Source organism: Paenibacillus sp. ATY16, from assembly GCF_003399985.2.
GTDB lineage: Bacteria > Bacillota > Bacilli > Paenibacillales > Paenibacillaceae > Pristimantibacillus > Pristimantibacillus glycanilyticus.
In genome coordinates this window covers 45,032-59,570 of sequence record NZ_NMOK02000016.1, presented here as the reverse complement: position 1 = coordinate 59,570, position 14,539 = coordinate 45,032, and the positions used below count along the sequence as shown (strand labels likewise).

At 50.7% G+C, this 14,539-nt stretch carries 14 protein-coding genes; 8 read left to right on the top strand and 6 right to left on the bottom strand.

Features of this window, described 5'->3' with window-relative positions; translation table 11 throughout:
* Nucleotides 1–124: 124 nt before the first annotated feature.
* The 4 genes from CFI03_RS10445 to CFI03_RS10430 all read left to right on the top strand — a co-directional run bounded on the left by CFI03_RS10445 (nucleotide 125) and on the right by CFI03_RS10430 (nucleotide 3,898).
* Nucleotides 125–1,093, top strand: a complete 969-nt coding sequence (locus CFI03_RS10445; protein WP_248757432.1) for an MraY family glycosyltransferase — start codon at nucleotides 125–127, stop codon at nucleotides 1,091–1,093.
* 112 nt (nucleotides 1,094–1,205) lie between these two features.
* The gene (locus tag CFI03_RS10440; RefSeq protein WP_248757350.1) at nucleotides 1,206–1,973 is read left to right on the top strand and encodes a DeoR/GlpR family DNA-binding transcription regulator; all 768 of its coding nucleotides are present in this window, start codon (nucleotides 1,206–1,208) and stop codon (nucleotides 1,971–1,973) included.
* A gap of 232 nt (nucleotides 1,974–2,205) precedes the next feature.
* Entirely contained in the window at nucleotides 2,206–3,024 is an 819-nt protein-coding gene (locus tag CFI03_RS10435; RefSeq protein WP_248757349.1) for an EamA family transporter, read from the top strand.
* Between the two features lie 13 nt (nucleotides 3,025–3,037).
* Nucleotides 3,038–3,898, top strand: a complete 861-nt coding sequence (locus CFI03_RS10430; protein WP_248757348.1) for a metallophosphoesterase family protein — start codon at nucleotides 3,038–3,040, stop codon at nucleotides 3,896–3,898.
* Between the two features lie 65 nt (nucleotides 3,899–3,963).
* Here CFI03_RS10430 and CFI03_RS10425 read toward each other — a convergent pair whose 3' ends face one another.
* The 3 genes from CFI03_RS10425 to CFI03_RS10415 all read right to left on the bottom strand — a co-directional run bounded on the left by CFI03_RS10425 (nucleotide 3,964) and on the right by CFI03_RS10415 (nucleotide 6,169).
* Nucleotides 3,964–4,386, bottom strand: a complete 423-nt coding sequence (locus CFI03_RS10425; protein ID WP_248757347.1) for a DUF1259 domain-containing protein — start codon at nucleotides 4,384–4,386, stop codon at nucleotides 3,964–3,966.
* Between the two features lie 45 nt (nucleotides 4,387–4,431).
* Nucleotides 4,432–4,851, bottom strand: coding sequence for a DUF1259 domain-containing protein (locus CFI03_RS10420; protein WP_201008576.1), 420 nt, complete (start codon nucleotides 4,849–4,851; stop codon nucleotides 4,432–4,434).
* A gap of 355 nt (nucleotides 4,852–5,206) precedes the next feature.
* Complete coding sequence (locus tag CFI03_RS10415) at nucleotides 5,207–6,169, bottom strand: DMT family transporter (RefSeq protein WP_248757346.1); 963 nt, start codon at nucleotides 6,167–6,169, stop codon at nucleotides 5,207–5,209.
* A 147-nt stretch (nucleotides 6,170–6,316) separates the two neighbouring features.
* On the opposite strand from CFI03_RS10415, the gene CFI03_RS10410 reads away from it, so the two are divergent.
* Complete coding sequence (locus tag CFI03_RS10410; protein ID WP_248757345.1) at nucleotides 6,317–7,657, top strand: aminotransferase-like domain-containing protein; 1,341 nt, start codon at nucleotides 6,317–6,319, stop codon at nucleotides 7,655–7,657.
* A 17-nt stretch (nucleotides 7,658–7,674) separates the two neighbouring features.
* Here the strand turns inward: CFI03_RS10410 and CFI03_RS10405 are convergent, their stop codons facing one another.
* On the bottom strand, nucleotides 7,675–8,478 hold the full coding sequence (locus tag CFI03_RS10405) for a helix-turn-helix domain-containing protein (RefSeq protein WP_248757344.1): 804 nt from the start codon (nucleotides 8,476–8,478) through the stop codon (nucleotides 7,675–7,677).
* A gap of 205 nt (nucleotides 8,479–8,683) precedes the next feature.
* On the opposite strand from CFI03_RS10405, the gene CFI03_RS10400 reads away from it, so the two are divergent.
* The gene (locus tag CFI03_RS10400) at nucleotides 8,684–10,159 is read left to right on the top strand and encodes a sulfatase family protein (RefSeq protein WP_248757343.1); all 1,476 of its coding nucleotides are present in this window, start codon (nucleotides 8,684–8,686) and stop codon (nucleotides 10,157–10,159) included.
* A gap of 131 nt (nucleotides 10,160–10,290) precedes the next feature.
* On the opposite strand, the gene CFI03_RS10395 is transcribed toward CFI03_RS10400, so the two are convergent.
* On the bottom strand, nucleotides 10,291–11,532 hold the full coding sequence (locus tag CFI03_RS10395) for a mechanosensitive ion channel family protein (RefSeq protein WP_248757342.1): 1,242 nt from the start codon (nucleotides 11,530–11,532) through the stop codon (nucleotides 10,291–10,293).
* Between the two features lie 268 nt (nucleotides 11,533–11,800).
* Between CFI03_RS10395 and CFI03_RS10390 the strand changes: the two genes are divergently transcribed.
* The gene (locus CFI03_RS10390) at nucleotides 11,801–12,952 is read left to right on the top strand and encodes an enolase C-terminal domain-like protein (protein WP_248757341.1); all 1,152 of its coding nucleotides are present in this window, start codon (nucleotides 11,801–11,803) and stop codon (nucleotides 12,950–12,952) included.
* Between the two features lie 154 nt (nucleotides 12,953–13,106).
* Nucleotides 13,107–14,036: an alpha/beta hydrolase gene (locus tag CFI03_RS10385; protein ID WP_248757340.1), complete on the top strand. Its 930-nt coding sequence runs from the start codon at nucleotides 13,107–13,109 to the stop codon at nucleotides 14,034–14,036.
* A 15-nt stretch (nucleotides 14,037–14,051) separates the two neighbouring features.
* Here CFI03_RS10385 and CFI03_RS10380 read toward each other — a convergent pair whose 3' ends face one another.
* Nucleotides 14,052–14,414, bottom strand: coding sequence for a winged helix-turn-helix transcriptional regulator (locus CFI03_RS10380; RefSeq protein ID WP_012772554.1), 363 nt, complete (start codon nucleotides 14,412–14,414; stop codon nucleotides 14,052–14,054).
* Nucleotides 14,415–14,539: the final 125 nt, after the last annotated feature.

Sequence of the window (14,539 nt, the reverse complement as noted above, 5' to 3'; positions counted from 1 at the left end):
ACCCTGCTATTTATAAAAAAGCATTCTCTTAATTTCCAGCGTCAGTCGACAGTCAGTAAATCATCAGTCGACACCATTCGTGCTAAATATATAATGAGAGATAAGGTATATTTATATATTGGTGGTGATTACAATTTTATACGTTGCTGCTTTTTTGCTTTCCTTTATAACGGTACTCGTGTTGATTCCTCCACTCAGCCGGCTTGCGTTTAAGATTGATTTTGTAGACAGGCCCAGGAAGGACGTCGAGCGCAAGCTGCACCGGAAGCCGATTCCGCTGACGGCCGGTTACGCGATTTTTATAGGCTTTTTTATCGCTTACCTGGCTGTGGTCCGGGACTTCTCCATGCAGACAGGAGCGATCTTTCTAGGCGGCCTATTGCTGCTGGCGATCGGTACGGTTGACGATTGGTATAAGACGAAGGGCAAGGATTTTCCTGCGCTGCCGAAGCTGATCGTCCAACTCTCCGCCGCTGTATTGGTGTACGCTTCGGGTGTTGTGTTTACCGGTTTTGTTAACCCGTTCTCCGGCCATTACGTGGAGCTTCCCGTCCTTTTGCAATTTGTTCTAACAACGCTTTGGATCTTTGGGGTGACGACGGTCATCAACTTCTCGGACGGTCTGGACGGGCTGGCGGGAGGGCTCTCTGCCATCTCCGCAATGACCCTGTTTATCGTAGCTCTTGCCATGGGGCAGTCGAACTCTGCGAATATGGCGATTATTCTAGTAGGCATAACGTTGGCGTATTTAAGATTCAACAAACCTCCGGCCAAAATATTCATGGGCGACGCGGGGGCGACTTTTCTCGGATTTATGCTTGCCGTTATTTCGCTAGACGGAGCTTTCAAGCAAGCTACGGCACTCTCTATTTTTATCCCGATTCTCGCCTTGGGGGTTCCGATCTTCGATAATCTGTACGTAATGCTGAAACGCTTCCTGCAAGGGAAGGCCATCTACCAGGCTGACGCAAGCCAGGCGCATTACCGTCTGCTGCGGGCGGGGCTTAATCATAAGCAGGCTCTCATGGTATTGTGTTTAATGGGTACATGCCTGGGCTTGTCCTCTATTATTCTGATGCTGGTAGAAATATAAAGTCTAAGGCCGGACACCCGTTTAGGGTTTCCGGCCTTTTTTTGTTAGGTGTGTTTTTGTGGTATTCTAGAAGGAATAGCGTATTGAAGTCCGCATTATTGGGGGAGTATCCATGCTTATACATGACCGACATCAACAAATCATACAGCTGCTTCATGAATCTCAATCGGTCAAGACGGCTGATTTAATCGCGAGATTCGGCGTCTCGTTCGAGACGATCCGAAGAGATATGGAGTATCTGGAGCAGGAAGGTTTCTTGAAACGGGTTCATGGTGGGGCGACCTTGCCTCAGGCTGACTACCGGAAAGAGCTTCCCTTCACCGTGAGGGAGACGAAGAGACATCCCGAGAAACGCGAGCTGGCCCAGACGGCTCTTCGTTTTGTGGAAGAGGGGCAATCCTTGTTCCTGGACGTGAGCACGACGAATACGGAGTTCGCCAAGGCCTTGGCTGCCCGTTTCGAACGGTTAACGATATTAACCAATTCCTTTCCGATTGCTTCGATTCTTATGGCTAAGCCTCAGTTTACGATTATTTTTGTCGGCGGGGTCGTGCGTAATTCGGAACAATGCGCGGTTGGGGATTATGCCGAGTCGTTTGTTTCCCAGTTCCATGCCGACCTGTTCTTCATGAGCATGAGCGGCATCTCCCTGACCGAAGGGCTGACGGATTACGGAATTAGCGAGATTCAATTGAAAAAGAGGATGCTGGAGCGGACGAGGCGGGTTATCGTGCTTGCGGACAGCAGCAAGTTTGATGTCGTATCGCTTACGCCGGTATGCGGACTGGATAAGATTGAGCGTATTGTTACGGACTCCGGGCTGAGCCCGGATATCCTTGAGCGATACAAGGAAGCCGGAATTACTGTTGAATGCAAATAGAAGATAAGATACAAGAAGAGCCTTCCCGGAAGGTTCTTTTTTTTTGTTTTGCCGTGGTTGCTCCTTTTTTAACCCCGATAGAGATTTTCTTAATTGACAGGGTGAAAGGCTCATGCTAACATTTGCGTAAAGTTGTATTTATGTGTGTTTTTGTGTGTTGTTTGAGTAGGTGTTGGATTTGTGAGGAGGGGTCATTATTTCGCTTGCCGTACTGCTTGTATTAGGATCCGGCGTGGCTCATGCCATCTGGAATATGCTCACGAAGAAGAGCGGGAATAAGCAATTGTTTTTGTTCATGATCTATATACCTGCCACCCTATTGCTTCTACCGGAATTTATCGCGGAGATCGTCTCCGTCCAAGTACCGTTGTCCGGATATGTTTTATTGGTACTGTCTCTGCTGATTCAGGCAGGGTATGCGTACTTCTTGTCTCGCACCTTAACTTTAGGCGACTTGTCCCAGGTGTACCCGATGATGAGAGGGATCGCTACCTTCCTGCTGCCTCTTTGCGGGGTTATCTTCCTGAACGAACGGCTGTCCCTTTGGGGCTGGCTGGGTCTCGGATTAATTGCTCTAGGCTTCTTTCTGTTAAGCGGGTTTTACCGGAGGAAGCAGCGGTTTCAAGCCTCGGGGAAAGTATTGTTGTCGATCGTAGCCGTAGGCTTCTGCACAATGGCCTATGTCATGGTAGACAAAGTGAACCTGCAGCATTTTTCGCCGATTGTGCTATTAGAGATATCGAATATCGGATTTATGCTGGGGCTTGTCCCGTTTATCCGCTTCAGGGAAGTGGGCTGGGTTAAGCAGATAAGGGAAAACGGCAGGCTGCTTGCGGCGGGATCCATTTTGTCTCCGGGCTCTTACCTGCTGTTCTTGTTCGCCATGAGCATGTCGCAGCTGACTTACGTGGCACCGCTTCGGGAGATCGGGACCGTCTGCGGGACCTTTATGGGCGTATGGCTGCTCAAGGAAGGAAAAGGCGCTTTGCGGTTAGCATCCGCCAGCATCATTTTCGCCGGTATTCTGCTTGTGGGAATATTGGGAATATAGGGAGGGTCTGAGAATGGGGAATGAAGAGGGTAAAGGGAAGGCGCGGCTTCAGTTTCAGGTTATTACCGATACGCATGTGAGAACGGATCCCGGACATACGCATAATGGCAATTTGGCGCGTGCGCTCGAGGATATGAAACGGGAAGCGCCAGGCAGCCACGGTATTATGCATATAGGAGATATTACCGACCATGGGCATGCGGAAGAGTATGAAGAATTTCGTAAAATATGGCGGGAGCATGGAGAAGGGCTGCCAGCCGCTTATTTTGCTTCCGGCAATCATGATGTCGGCGGGGGAGAATGGCCTTCGCGCCTGGGAGCTTATCTGAATGCCACGGAGATGGGCGGACCGTATCATGCTCACATGGTGGAAGGTTACTCTTTTATCTTCCTTGGGACCGAGCAGGGGCTGGACCTATTCTCGTTCCTGTCGGAGACGCAGCTGACCTGGTTGGATGGCAAATTAGAGGAGAGCAAGAGTCTGAATCATCCTGCCTTCGTGTTCCTGCATCAGCCGCTTAAGGATACGGTTGCCGGCTCCTACGAGTCGCAGAAGTGGTACGGCGTTACCCAAGATGAACAGCTCAAGGAAGTGTTGTCCAGACATAGGCATGCCATTCTGTTTACCGGGCATACGCATTGGGAGCTGGAAGCGCCGCATACCCTGTACGACGATGAACAATTGCCCCGCATGTTTAACGCGGCATCCGTTGCCTACCTCTGGACGGATGAAGACGAGCATAAGGACGGAAGCCAAGGGTTGTTCGTGGAGGTATACGAGAATCGGATCGTAGTCCGGGGGCGGGATTTTGCCGCGGGCAAGTGGCTGGAGAAGGTCCATTATGAGTGGGAGATTCCGAGTCATCGGTTATAGCTATGTAACAAAGGGATATCGCCGTAGATGCGATTACCCTTTTTTTTATTGAACGAGGCTAATTATTAACCCAAGAAAGCGATCGAACGTTTTACTTTTTTCGCGAATTCAATGGGATTATCAATGGATTCCCAGTGCACGTACATGAGACGCGGATTCTCGAACAACCAGTGATTATGAACCGCCGTAACTTTTATCCCGTTCTTCCGAAGATTTGTGAGCAAGCGATTGACCTGGTTTTGGAAAAGAGCTGTTTCTCCCAGACAGAGTGCTCGTCCGGAACTGTCCAATGACTCAAACGAGAACAATTGATAACGAACGAGAGGGGACGCGGTGCGTTTTCCTAAAATAGTGGCTTTTATAATTCTGTTTCTTGAAACGAAACAAACCGGACCTTTCGTAATTTCATGCTCTGTCCCGCCCAAAATGGAGGAGAAGCGGTTGCATAATTTTTTAAATTGCGGACTTGCCTTTACAGGTTGCGCCATTTACAGATCATCCTTTCATGTCTAAAAATAAAAAATACTCGAACATTAGCCGAGGAATGCGATAGATGCCTTGGTTTTTTTGGCAAACTCTACGGGATTCATATTAGCTTCCCAGTGCATATACATTAAGCGCGGGTTCTCGTTAAGCCAGTGATTATGAAGAGAAGTTACTTTGATTCCGCGTTTACGAAGATTCGACATCAATCGATTAACCTGACTTTGATGCACGGCAGTCTCGCCTAAACAAAGCGCGCGGCCCGAAGCGCTTAGAGATTCGAACGAGAACATTTGCATCTGAACCAAAGGCGAGCGGGTTCTTCTGCCCAAAATGGTCTCTTTCAAGTTCGTCATCCTCGTGACAAAACAAACCGGACCTGCTTCAATCTCCGATTCACCTCCCAGGATTTTTGAGAATTGGGTGCACAATCTTGCGAATTGCGGACTTACTTTTACTTTTTGCGCCATATAAATCCTCCTTTAATTGTTACTGGTGTAATCTATGACGAATCTAGTAAATCGAGTTGTGCGGAATGACTAGATTTAAGAAAATGTCCCTTTGGCGCTCCCGGTCATTCCCTTATACCTGCAAAACGTCATTCGCTAACATTGGCGGAGTTCGATTTATGATCTAGACCAAAGAAAGGACCAGAAATGCTCACGCTTTGGTGCGCATTCCTGGTCCTTCTCTTTCGGATCAAATAAGTTATTGTTATTCTGTTTGATAACCGTTCCAAACCATCGTCTTCTCAACCGGAAATCGCGAGGATGCACGCGCCGGAATCGCATAACAATCGATAATAGCGGTTCATGGCATTTATATTCAACTCCTTGAATGGTTTATAGCGTTTAGTTTCTTGCTGTTCTCATGTCCGGCTGTCTTTTTCCGGCCAAGTCGATTTGTGCCGATAACCCCGGCAATAATCAGCACCGAGCCGATCAGATGATAGATCGTTACTTCTTCTCCAAGGAACAACGCACCGGCCGTCATCGACACGATGGTAGCGAGATTGGCGAATACGCTCATTCTCGACGCCTCCATCCTGGACAAAATGTAATTGGAGGTTAGCGCCGTTAACAGGGAGGATACGATTCCCAGAAAGATAAGCGATGCCATAAAGGTGCCGCTCGCCAGAGGTGCGAATATATGGGAAAGGGTCCCGGCTGAGGCATGGCTGGTGAATGCCGTAACCGTAAAGAAAACAAAGCCGATGCCCATCATCAAATAAGTGATTTCCGCCGGTCTGAACTGCCTGGATAACGAGCGGGCCAGAACGGTATAGCCGGCAAAAGCGAAGCAGGTCAAGAGCAACAGCGAAATGCCAAGCAGATTAGACAGATCAATGCTGCTGCCTTTCATGACAAAGATAAACACTACCCCAAACACCGACAGGAGGATCGACAGCTTCTGCAGAACGGTTGTGGTTTCTTTTAGAAACAGAGAGGCAATCATCATCGTAACGGCTGGCGTGAACGCATACAGGATGCCGCCTTCCGCCGAGCTGGCATGCTGCAGCCCATAGGCCTGAAGCGTAAAGAAACCAAGCGGGTACATGGATGCCAGCAGCAGCACTTTGCGGAGCGGCTTGCCGCGGTAGGAAAGCTTCATCCAGCCGAATAACACGGGAATGGACATCACCAGGAACGATGAGGCAAAACGAAAAGCCAGCGTATCAAGCGGACTGGCATAATCCAATGCGGTCTTGGCAAACAAAAAAGATAATCCGATAATAACCGCGTTAAGCACGGCGAGGAAATAGGGAAGCCTCATTTCCTTGTGACCCATGTTGCATCATCCTCTCAGAGCTTACGGCAGCGTGTTCGCGAACGTTTTTAACCGTTGATTTGAAGATACGGGATATTGGTTAACCACACAACACCGTTTTACCCTAACTGTATCGATACAGTTGGGCTGAAGCGCATGGAGGACAGAATGAAAAAATACGCTTTGATCCTATCCGATATGGAAGAGAAAATCCGGCAGGGAAAATACCGTCCCGGCCAAAAGCTGCCCTCCGTCCGCAGTGCCGCGGAAGCCTACGGATGCAGCATCAGCACCATTACGAGAGCTTATGCGGAGCTGGAAAAGCGCCACATTATTTATTCGGTGCCGCAAAGCGGGTACTACGTCGTTGTGAAGCCCGGCGATTGGCGCGATGAGCGGGACAGCAGCATGATTTATTTCGCGACGGTCCTGCCGGACCTGGATGCTTTTCCTTATTTGGATTTCCAGCATTGTCTCAACAAAGCGATCGATATTTACAAGTACGACCTGTTTACTTACGGCGACCCGCTGGGACTGGAGTCCTTCCGTCACACGCTGGTTTCGCATTTGGCGAGTGACCAGGTCTTCACGAAAGCCGAGAGGATTTGCATCACCTCCGGCGCGCAGCAGGCGCTGGAAATACTGGCGAAGATGCCGTTCCCAAACGGCAGGGAAGCGGTGCTCGTGGAGCAGCCCAGCTATGACCGGTATTTGCGGTTTCTGGCGACGGAGAACATTCCGGTGCATGGCATCGCCCGAACGGCTGCCGGCATCGATCTTCTGGAGCTGGAGCGTTGGTTCAAGAGCGGCAGCATCAAATTCTTTTATACGATGTCGAGGTATCATAATCCGCTTGGCACTTCCTATAACGCCGAGGAACGGAGAGCAATTGCCAAGCTGGCCGGCAAATACGGCGTCTACATTCTGGAAGACGATTATATGGCCGATCTCGGGGCAGACCGGCAGTCCGACCCGATTTACGCTTCCGACGGGGGCGAGTATGTTATTTACGTAAAAAGCTTCTCCAAGATTATTTTCCCTGGCCTAAGGTTAGGTGCGATCGTCTTGCCGGAACGGCTGCTTAAGACCTTTTATGCCTATAAAATATACCCCGACACCTCGCTGCTCTCCCAGGCGGCGCTTGAGGTGTATATCAAGAACGGCATGTATGAAAGGCATAAGCATAAGATAGCGGGCTTGTACGCGGCTAGAATGCTGGCTTTGAACGAATCGGTGAATCGGCATAACGAGCCGGGATTAATGGAGGTGCCGGATATCCGTTCGGGAATTTACACGCATTTCAAGCTGAAGCAGACGGTGAACGTAGAGCAGCTCTTGAAGCGTCTTGCGGAGAGAAACGTCAGCGTCGTGTCCGGCAAGGGGTTCTACATGTCCAATTATCTGGATAAAGAGAAATTTCTGCGAATCAGCATTTCCCAGACCGGGGCTGAGCAGATTGAGGAAGGAATCCGAATCATTACGGAAGAGGTGCGTAAGGGAAGCTGGTGAGCGGGGGGAGGCCCTGCTTAAGGGAATAGCAGAGGCGGTTCCTCCGTTCTGCCGCGGGTAATAAATTCGGACGGCGACAGGCCGACATGCTTCTTGAACATCCGAAAAAAATACGATGGATCGTAGTAGCCCAAGTATTGAGCGATATCCGCAACGGTCATGTCGGAGTGGAGCAGCAGACGGCAGGCTTCATGCAGGCGCAGCTGATGCATATAGCGGATGGGGGATTGGCCGAATACTTCCTTGAACAGAGCGGTGGTGTAATTCGGCGAACGATGAATAAGCTCCCCAAGCTGCTCGATTTCCACATGCTCGCGATAATGGTCCAGCAAATACTGCTTCACCAGCTGCGCGTAGAACATCTTGGCGGGAGTTACCTCCGGCTTCTCCAGCTCTCTTGCAAGCAGACCGATAAGCTCCTGCGTTAGTCCGAGGCCAATATAGGAGCGAAAGCTGCGGCCGCCCCTCATCTCTTCGAACAGCTTGATGAATCTGCGCTGCAAGTAATGGAGGTTGGACAGCCGGAAGCGAATAAATTCGCCCCGGTCAAGAAACGGGATACCCAGCTTGCTCCCGGGCTCCGTCGTTATCAAAACCGTATATTTCTGGTGAGGAAAGCCGGGGATGGTATCTCCGCTGCGAAGCGTGGATTGCGGGATGTACAGAAAATCTCCCCGTTCGGCAATAATCTCCTGCCCATTAATGGTGTATTTCACTTTACCGTCCGTAACCAGAACAAGGACATGATAGCCGAGCTTCTCGCTTTGGGTGCGCCAATTCGGAATGCGGTCGTCGAAATTTACGCTTAACAGCTGCAGCATGGGATCCCCGTCCTTTGCAGTGATTCTTATCAAATACTAGCAAAACTACCGATTCGGGTAAATGGCCGCTGAGAACTTCGCCCCTCATCATATCGTTGAAATGTACATGGACAGGATGGAATGTACGTCGACCTGACCGGAGCTCCAAACCTATAATACGGGTACAGCCATCATGGCAAACGGATTAAGGGAGTGGAGCAACAGTATGAGAATTTTGCTGCTGGATTTGGATTCGACGAGGCCGGATCATCTGGGGTGCTACGGTTACCCCCGCCAAACATCTCCGAATATTGACCGGATCGCCGCCCAGGGCGTCCGCTTCGATAATTACTATACCTCCGATGCGCCTTGCTTCCCGTCGCGAACGGCTTTAATGACCGGGCGCTTCGGCATTCATAACGGAGTTGTCGGACATGGCGGGTCTGCGGCAGACGTTCGACATGAAGGCGCGTCACGGGATTTTCGCGACAGGCTTGCCTCCGAAAGCTTCCCGGCATTGTTCAGGCAGGCGGGAATGCGTACTGCGCTTGTCAGCCCGTTTGGGGAGCGGCATTCCGCATGGACCTTTTATGCCGGCTTTAACGAGATCTACAATACGGGCAAAGGCGGAATGGAGTCCGCGGAGGAGGTAACCCCCGTTGTCCTGGACTGGATTGACCGGAATGCGGAGCAGGATAACTGGATGCTGTACGTCAACTATTGGGATCCGCATACCCCGTACCGGGCACCGGAATCGTTCGGCAATCCGTTTAAGGAGGATCCGCTGCCGGAGTGGATTACGGACGAGGTGCTTGATAAGCATATGCGCAAGGTAGGGCCGCATAGCGCCAGCGAAATCAATATGTACGACAACGCAACGTCGCCGAATTATCCGAGACATCCGGGAGATATCCGCAGCCGGGATGATCTGAGGCGCATGGTGGATGGCTACGATTGCGGCGTCCGCTTCATGGATGAGAACATCGGCCAATTATTTGCCTTGCTTGAGAAAAAGGGCGTCATGGAGGAGCTCGTCATCATTATTACGGCCGATCATGGCGAGAACATGGGCGAGCTTGGGATATACGGGGAGCATGGCACGGCCGATCAGGGAACCTGCCGGATTCCGATGATTATTCGCTGGCCGGGCATGCAGGAGGGAATCGTCGATAAAGGCCTTCATTACCATTTGGATCTGCCGCCAACGGTAGCCGAGCTCCTCGGACGGAAGCCTATGCCAAGCTGGGACGGGTCGAGCTACGCGAAGGTGCTGCAGTCCGGCGAAGAGGCGGGACGAGAATATTTGGTTGTGTCGCAATGCGCGCATGTATGCCAGCGCAGCGTGCGGTTCGGCGATTGGCTGTACATCCGCACGTATCATGACGGCTACCATCTGTTCGACAAGGAAATGCTGTTCCATATTGCGGAGGACCCTCATGAGCAGATCAATCTTGCCGCGGAGCGGCCGGACCTGTGCAGGGAAGCGGTCTATTGGCTGAACGATTGGCATGACCGGATGATGGCTTCGATGCCTTACGACACGGATCCGCTGTGGACGGTCATGAAAGAGGGAGGTCCATATCATGCGAAGGGATCGCTCCCGCGCTACCTCGAGCGGCTTGAGCAGACGGGACGCGGTGATGCCGTGCCGGAGCTGATTCGCAGGCATCCTCGTGAATTTGAGGGGAAGGATAGGCTATAAAGCGAAAGAGACCAACTCATCCGTCAACATTTGTTGACGACGGGCTGGTCTCTTTTTGTCTGCCATCGGTTACGTTGGAGTTTATCCACTAGAATTAGAGAATTTAGTCTTTGGAGCTTCAATTTGAGCGGTTAATAAGCCCCGACCTTCGGCAAACTCTTGAAGTCTTGACCGGACGGGTTCTGGAAGACATGAAGACCAAACTCCGGCGCAACGGCCAGAATATGATCGAAGATATCCGATTGAACGCCTTCGTATACAGCCCAGTTAATATCATTCGTGAAGGCGTAAATTTCGAGAGGCAGTCCATTCTCCGCGGGGGCGAGCTGTCTGACGATCCTCGTCATGCCTTTATGAATCTTGGGATGCTGCTCCACATACCGCTCGACATAAGCCCGGAACACGCCGATATTCGTCATGGCTCTGCCGTTCACCGAGACGGTAGGGTCAATCTCGTTTTCCAGGTTGTAATGCATGATTTCTTTTTCCTTATCCAGGATATATTCGCTCAGGAGATGAATCTTTTTGAATTTCCCGATCATTTCGGGCGTGCAGAATCCGATGCTGTTCATATCGATGTACACGGCCCGTTTAATGCGCCGGCCGCCGGCATCCTGCATGCCTCTCCAGTTCTTGAACGAGTCCGAAATAAGGGCATACGAAGGGATGGTGGTAATCGTCTTATCGAAGTTCTGCACCTTGACGGTATGCAGCGAAATGTCAATGATGTCTCCGTCCGCTCCGTATTTGGGCATTTCAATCCAATCGCCTACCTGGACCATATCGTTCGTTGACAATTGAATGCCTGCAACCAGGCCAAGCAGCGAATCCTTAAAGATGAGCAGCATGACGGCAGACAAGGCGCCAATACCGCTGATAAGAATAACAGGGCTTTCGCCAATCAGGTTCGAGATGGCCAGAATGCCGCCAATAATGAACAGAAAGATTTTGACTACCTGAACGTATCCTTTGATGGGACGGCTCCGGGAAATATCGTAAGTTCTATAAATATCGTTAACCGCGTTTAGGAAAGCATCCAGCACCAACAGAACCACGATAATAAGATAGATCGTAATTCCCTTCAGAATAAGAGAATGGTAGGCTGAGAAGCTAAACGAGAAATAGTAAAGGATAATGGCCGGAACGATATGGGACAGCTTATGAAACACTTTGCGATCCAGTAAATAATTGTCCCAATGGTACCGGTTGTTCCGGATGTAATGGCTGACGATGCGCAGCACAACCTTTTTGGTTATAAAGTTGGCGGCTATGCTCACGATTCCCGCGATAATAACGATCGCAATAGTAGCCAGATAGACAGACAAGTTAGTGCTAACTCCTATTTCAACAAGCAAATCTTTAATGTAATTCATTACTCCTCCTTCAAATCCATAGAGCCCCTGGGGGCTTTTCTATTTTAAGATGGTACTGAAAGCCGGGCTTCCCGTCAACCTGCAGGCATGCTTGCAAAATAATACAAATTATCGGTTCCTCCCTGCATTCATGCCGCCCTGTCCTTATTGATAGGATAGTGGAAAATTTTAATATAATGAATATATTTTATTTTGACATATTTGTTGCGGTCGTAATATATTGGATGAAGTTGGAACTATTTCTTTAATTAATAGGAGTGAAACGACGATGAATCTATCTCTTATTCAGCCTGAATGGAAAGTAGAAAAGATCGAGGTTGCAACTCTTGCGGGCGAGCGCGCGCGAAACGCGGGTTCAAACGGCAGGCTTGGCAATCACGGCAAGCATTGCTCGGTCCGTATCGCCCGCCTTACGATTGACGGGGAGACGGGGTATGGTCACACGGGATCGATGACGGAGGAGCTCGCGGAAGCCGCTCTAGGAATGAGGCTAATAGATCTGTTTGACGCAAGCGGCAAAATTGTTGAACCTTACCGCATTCCGCTCGAATACCCGATTCTGGACTGGCTTGGGCGCAGATTGAATACCCCCGTGTATGAATTGGTGTCCGCGGTTAACCGTGCGCCGGGATCTCCGCTAGTCGTACCTTGCTATGATACCTCTCTCTATTTTGACGACTTGCACTTGGCGAATGAGCGGGATGCGGTCGCGCTGCTGAAAGAAGAGGCTGCCCAAGGCTTCTCCAAAGGTCACCGCAACTTCAAGATTAAAGTTGGCCGCGGCGGCAGACATATGCCTGTGCTGGAGGGGACGAAGCGGGACATCGCCATTATTCACGGCGTCGCCGAGATTGCCGGACCCGAAGGGAAGATTATGATTGATGCCAACAACGCGTATAATCTCAATCTGACTAAGGAAGTGCTGGCAGCCGTCCAAGACGTGAATCTGCATTGGATTGAAGAAGCTTTCCACGAGGACGATGCCTTGTATGCCGACCTGAAGGCCTGGCTCCGGGAACGCGGGCAGAATGTGCTTATAGCCGACGGAGAAGGACTTGCGTCTCCTCATCTCGTGAGCTGGGCGAAAAAAGGCCTGGTTGACGTGCTCCAGTACGATGTGATTTATCCGGGCTTTACGCATTGGCTGGAACTTGGCGCGGAGCTTGACCAGGCTGGACTGCGGTCGGCGCCGCATTGCTACGGCAATGCATACGGCATTTATGCGCTTGGGCATATTGCGGCAGCGATTAACAACTTTGAATTTGTCGAATACGACGATATCGCGATAGAAGGAATGGACACGTCCGCATACCGGGTAGAGGACGGCAAGTTTTATGTACCGGCCAAAGCGGGCTTTGGCCTCGAATTTGACGGGGAGCTGTTTGCAAGGCAGGTTCTGGCAAACGGCTGGAGCCGTTAGTCCTATAACCCATAAGATCAGTGCCGCCAGCTTTTTGCGGTGCTGGTCTTTTTTTGTAAGTAAGCCACTTTAAAGTGCCGTCTTACGGCTTCGGAGAAAATGGAATAAGGTTATCTCATGGAACTTCCAAATTCAAGGAAAGAAGGAATGGAACATGAAGATGCCTGAAGCAACAAAACGATTTTTGGAGGATATCGCGGGTTTCCCGCCGCTGCACTTGCTGTCGCCTGAGGAAATCAGAAAGGTTGTTGTGGCTAACGCCATCTCCGATCGCGTTGAACTGGCCGGGACGGAGGATATTACGCTGGAGGGGCCGCATGGTCCGCTTCCCGTAAGAATTTATCGTCCTTCCAATCGTTCCGAGCTGCCGGCGATTGTGTTCTTCCATGGGGGAGGATTCGTGTTTAACCGAATGGAGCATTATGATCCGATGTGCGGCAAGCTTGCCGCTGCCACTGGTCATGCGATAATCTCCGTCGATTATCGCTTGGCGCCGGAGCATAAGTTTCCAGTACCCGTAGATGAAGCCGTCTATGCGACGGAGTGGGTGTACCAACAGGCTGCCTCGCTAGGTCTGGATCCGGCGAGAATCGCGGTAGCCGGAGAAAGCGTCGGGGGAAACCTGGCCGCCGTTGTGGCACAGCGGGCCGTAAACAGGGGAACGTTCTCCGTTGCGGCTCAGATTCTGCTATGCCCTTTGACGGACTGGGCGGGTGATTATGCCTCGAAGCATGTATACGGCGAGGGATATTTCCTCGATTCGGCCCTGCTGGAATATTGCGCGGGACATTATTTGAACTCCGATGTCGACCGCACGAACCCGCTCGCTTCGCCGCTCTATGGAGATACCGCAGGCGTGGCGCCGGCAATCGTAGTGACGGCGGAATACGATCCTTTGCGAGATGAAGGGGAGCAATACAGCCAGAGGCTTATCGCAAGCGGGGTGGAGGTGACGCATAAGCGTTATGCCGGTATGATTCATTTGTTTTATGCCCTGACTGATGTGTTTGAGGACGGAAACGATGTATATGCGTTAATTAATCGGGTGCTTGGAAGATTGGATAGGGGGACGATTGCTAGTTGAGTTACTCGTCATGTCTTAAGAAGTGATGGCGTCGAAAGCTTTTCTTGCTCTTAACACGGAATCGTAATGGGCGTCCGTCCATTGATGCAGAATCCGCATCGGGCCAATCAAGGTTTGGCCAAGAGGCGTCAGCTCGTACTCTACGGTAGGCGGAACGGTTGGATGAACATACCGCACGACAAGTCCGTCCCTCTCCAGCTGGCGCAGCGTCTGGGTGAGCATCTTTTGCGTGACGCCCTCGACCCGTCTTTTCAGATCGCTGTACCGCCTTTTGCCCGATTCCAGCTCGTAAAAAACAAGCACCGTCCATTTGCTTGAGACAATTTCCAAGGCGCGTCTGTAATGGCAGGGAGACTCCATCTCTTCGAATTCGTTCATACGATCCACTCCTGTCTGTCGGAATAAGGTCATGACGATTGACAAAGCGTATATCCTGTAATATATTGATTCCCTCTTCGTATGGAAACACCTGTTAGCGATTATTTAAGAATATATAAACGAAA

Coding starts and splice junctions, on each gene's coding strand:
- CFI03_RS10440 (WP_248757350.1), top strand. CDS start 1,206: ATGCTTATACATGACCGACATCAACAAATCATACAGCTGCTTCATGAA.
- CFI03_RS10430 (WP_248757348.1), top strand. CDS start 3,038: ATGGGGAATGAAGAGGGTAAAGGGAAGGCGCGGCTTCAGTTTCAGGTT.
- CFI03_RS10425 (WP_248757347.1), bottom strand. CDS start 4,386: ATGGCGCAACCTGTAAAGGCAAGTCCGCAATTTAAAAAATTATGCAAC.
- CFI03_RS10420 (WP_201008576.1), bottom strand. CDS start 4,851: ATGGCGCAAAAAGTAAAAGTAAGTCCGCAATTCGCAAGATTGTGCACC.
- CFI03_RS10415 (WP_248757346.1), bottom strand. CDS start 6,169: ATGGGTCACAAGGAAATGAGGCTTCCCTATTTCCTCGCCGTGCTTAAC.
- CFI03_RS10410 (WP_248757345.1), top strand. CDS start 6,317: ATGAAAAAATACGCTTTGATCCTATCCGATATGGAAGAGAAAATCCGG.
- CFI03_RS10405 (WP_248757344.1), bottom strand. CDS start 8,478: ATGCTGCAGCTGTTAAGCGTAAATTTCGACGACCGCATTCCGAATTGG.
- CFI03_RS10400 (WP_248757343.1), top strand. CDS start 8,684: ATGAGAATTTTGCTGCTGGATTTGGATTCGACGAGGCCGGATCATCTG.
- CFI03_RS10395 (WP_248757342.1), bottom strand. CDS start 11,532: ATGAATTACATTAAAGATTTGCTTGTTGAAATAGGAGTTAGCACTAAC.
- CFI03_RS10390 (WP_248757341.1), top strand. CDS start 11,801: ATGAATCTATCTCTTATTCAGCCTGAATGGAAAGTAGAAAAGATCGAG.
- CFI03_RS10385 (WP_248757340.1), top strand. CDS start 13,107: ATGAAGATGCCTGAAGCAACAAAACGATTTTTGGAGGATATCGCGGGT.
- CFI03_RS10380 (WP_012772554.1), bottom strand. CDS start 14,414: ATGAACGAATTCGAAGAGATGGAGTCTCCCTGCCATTACAGACGCGCC.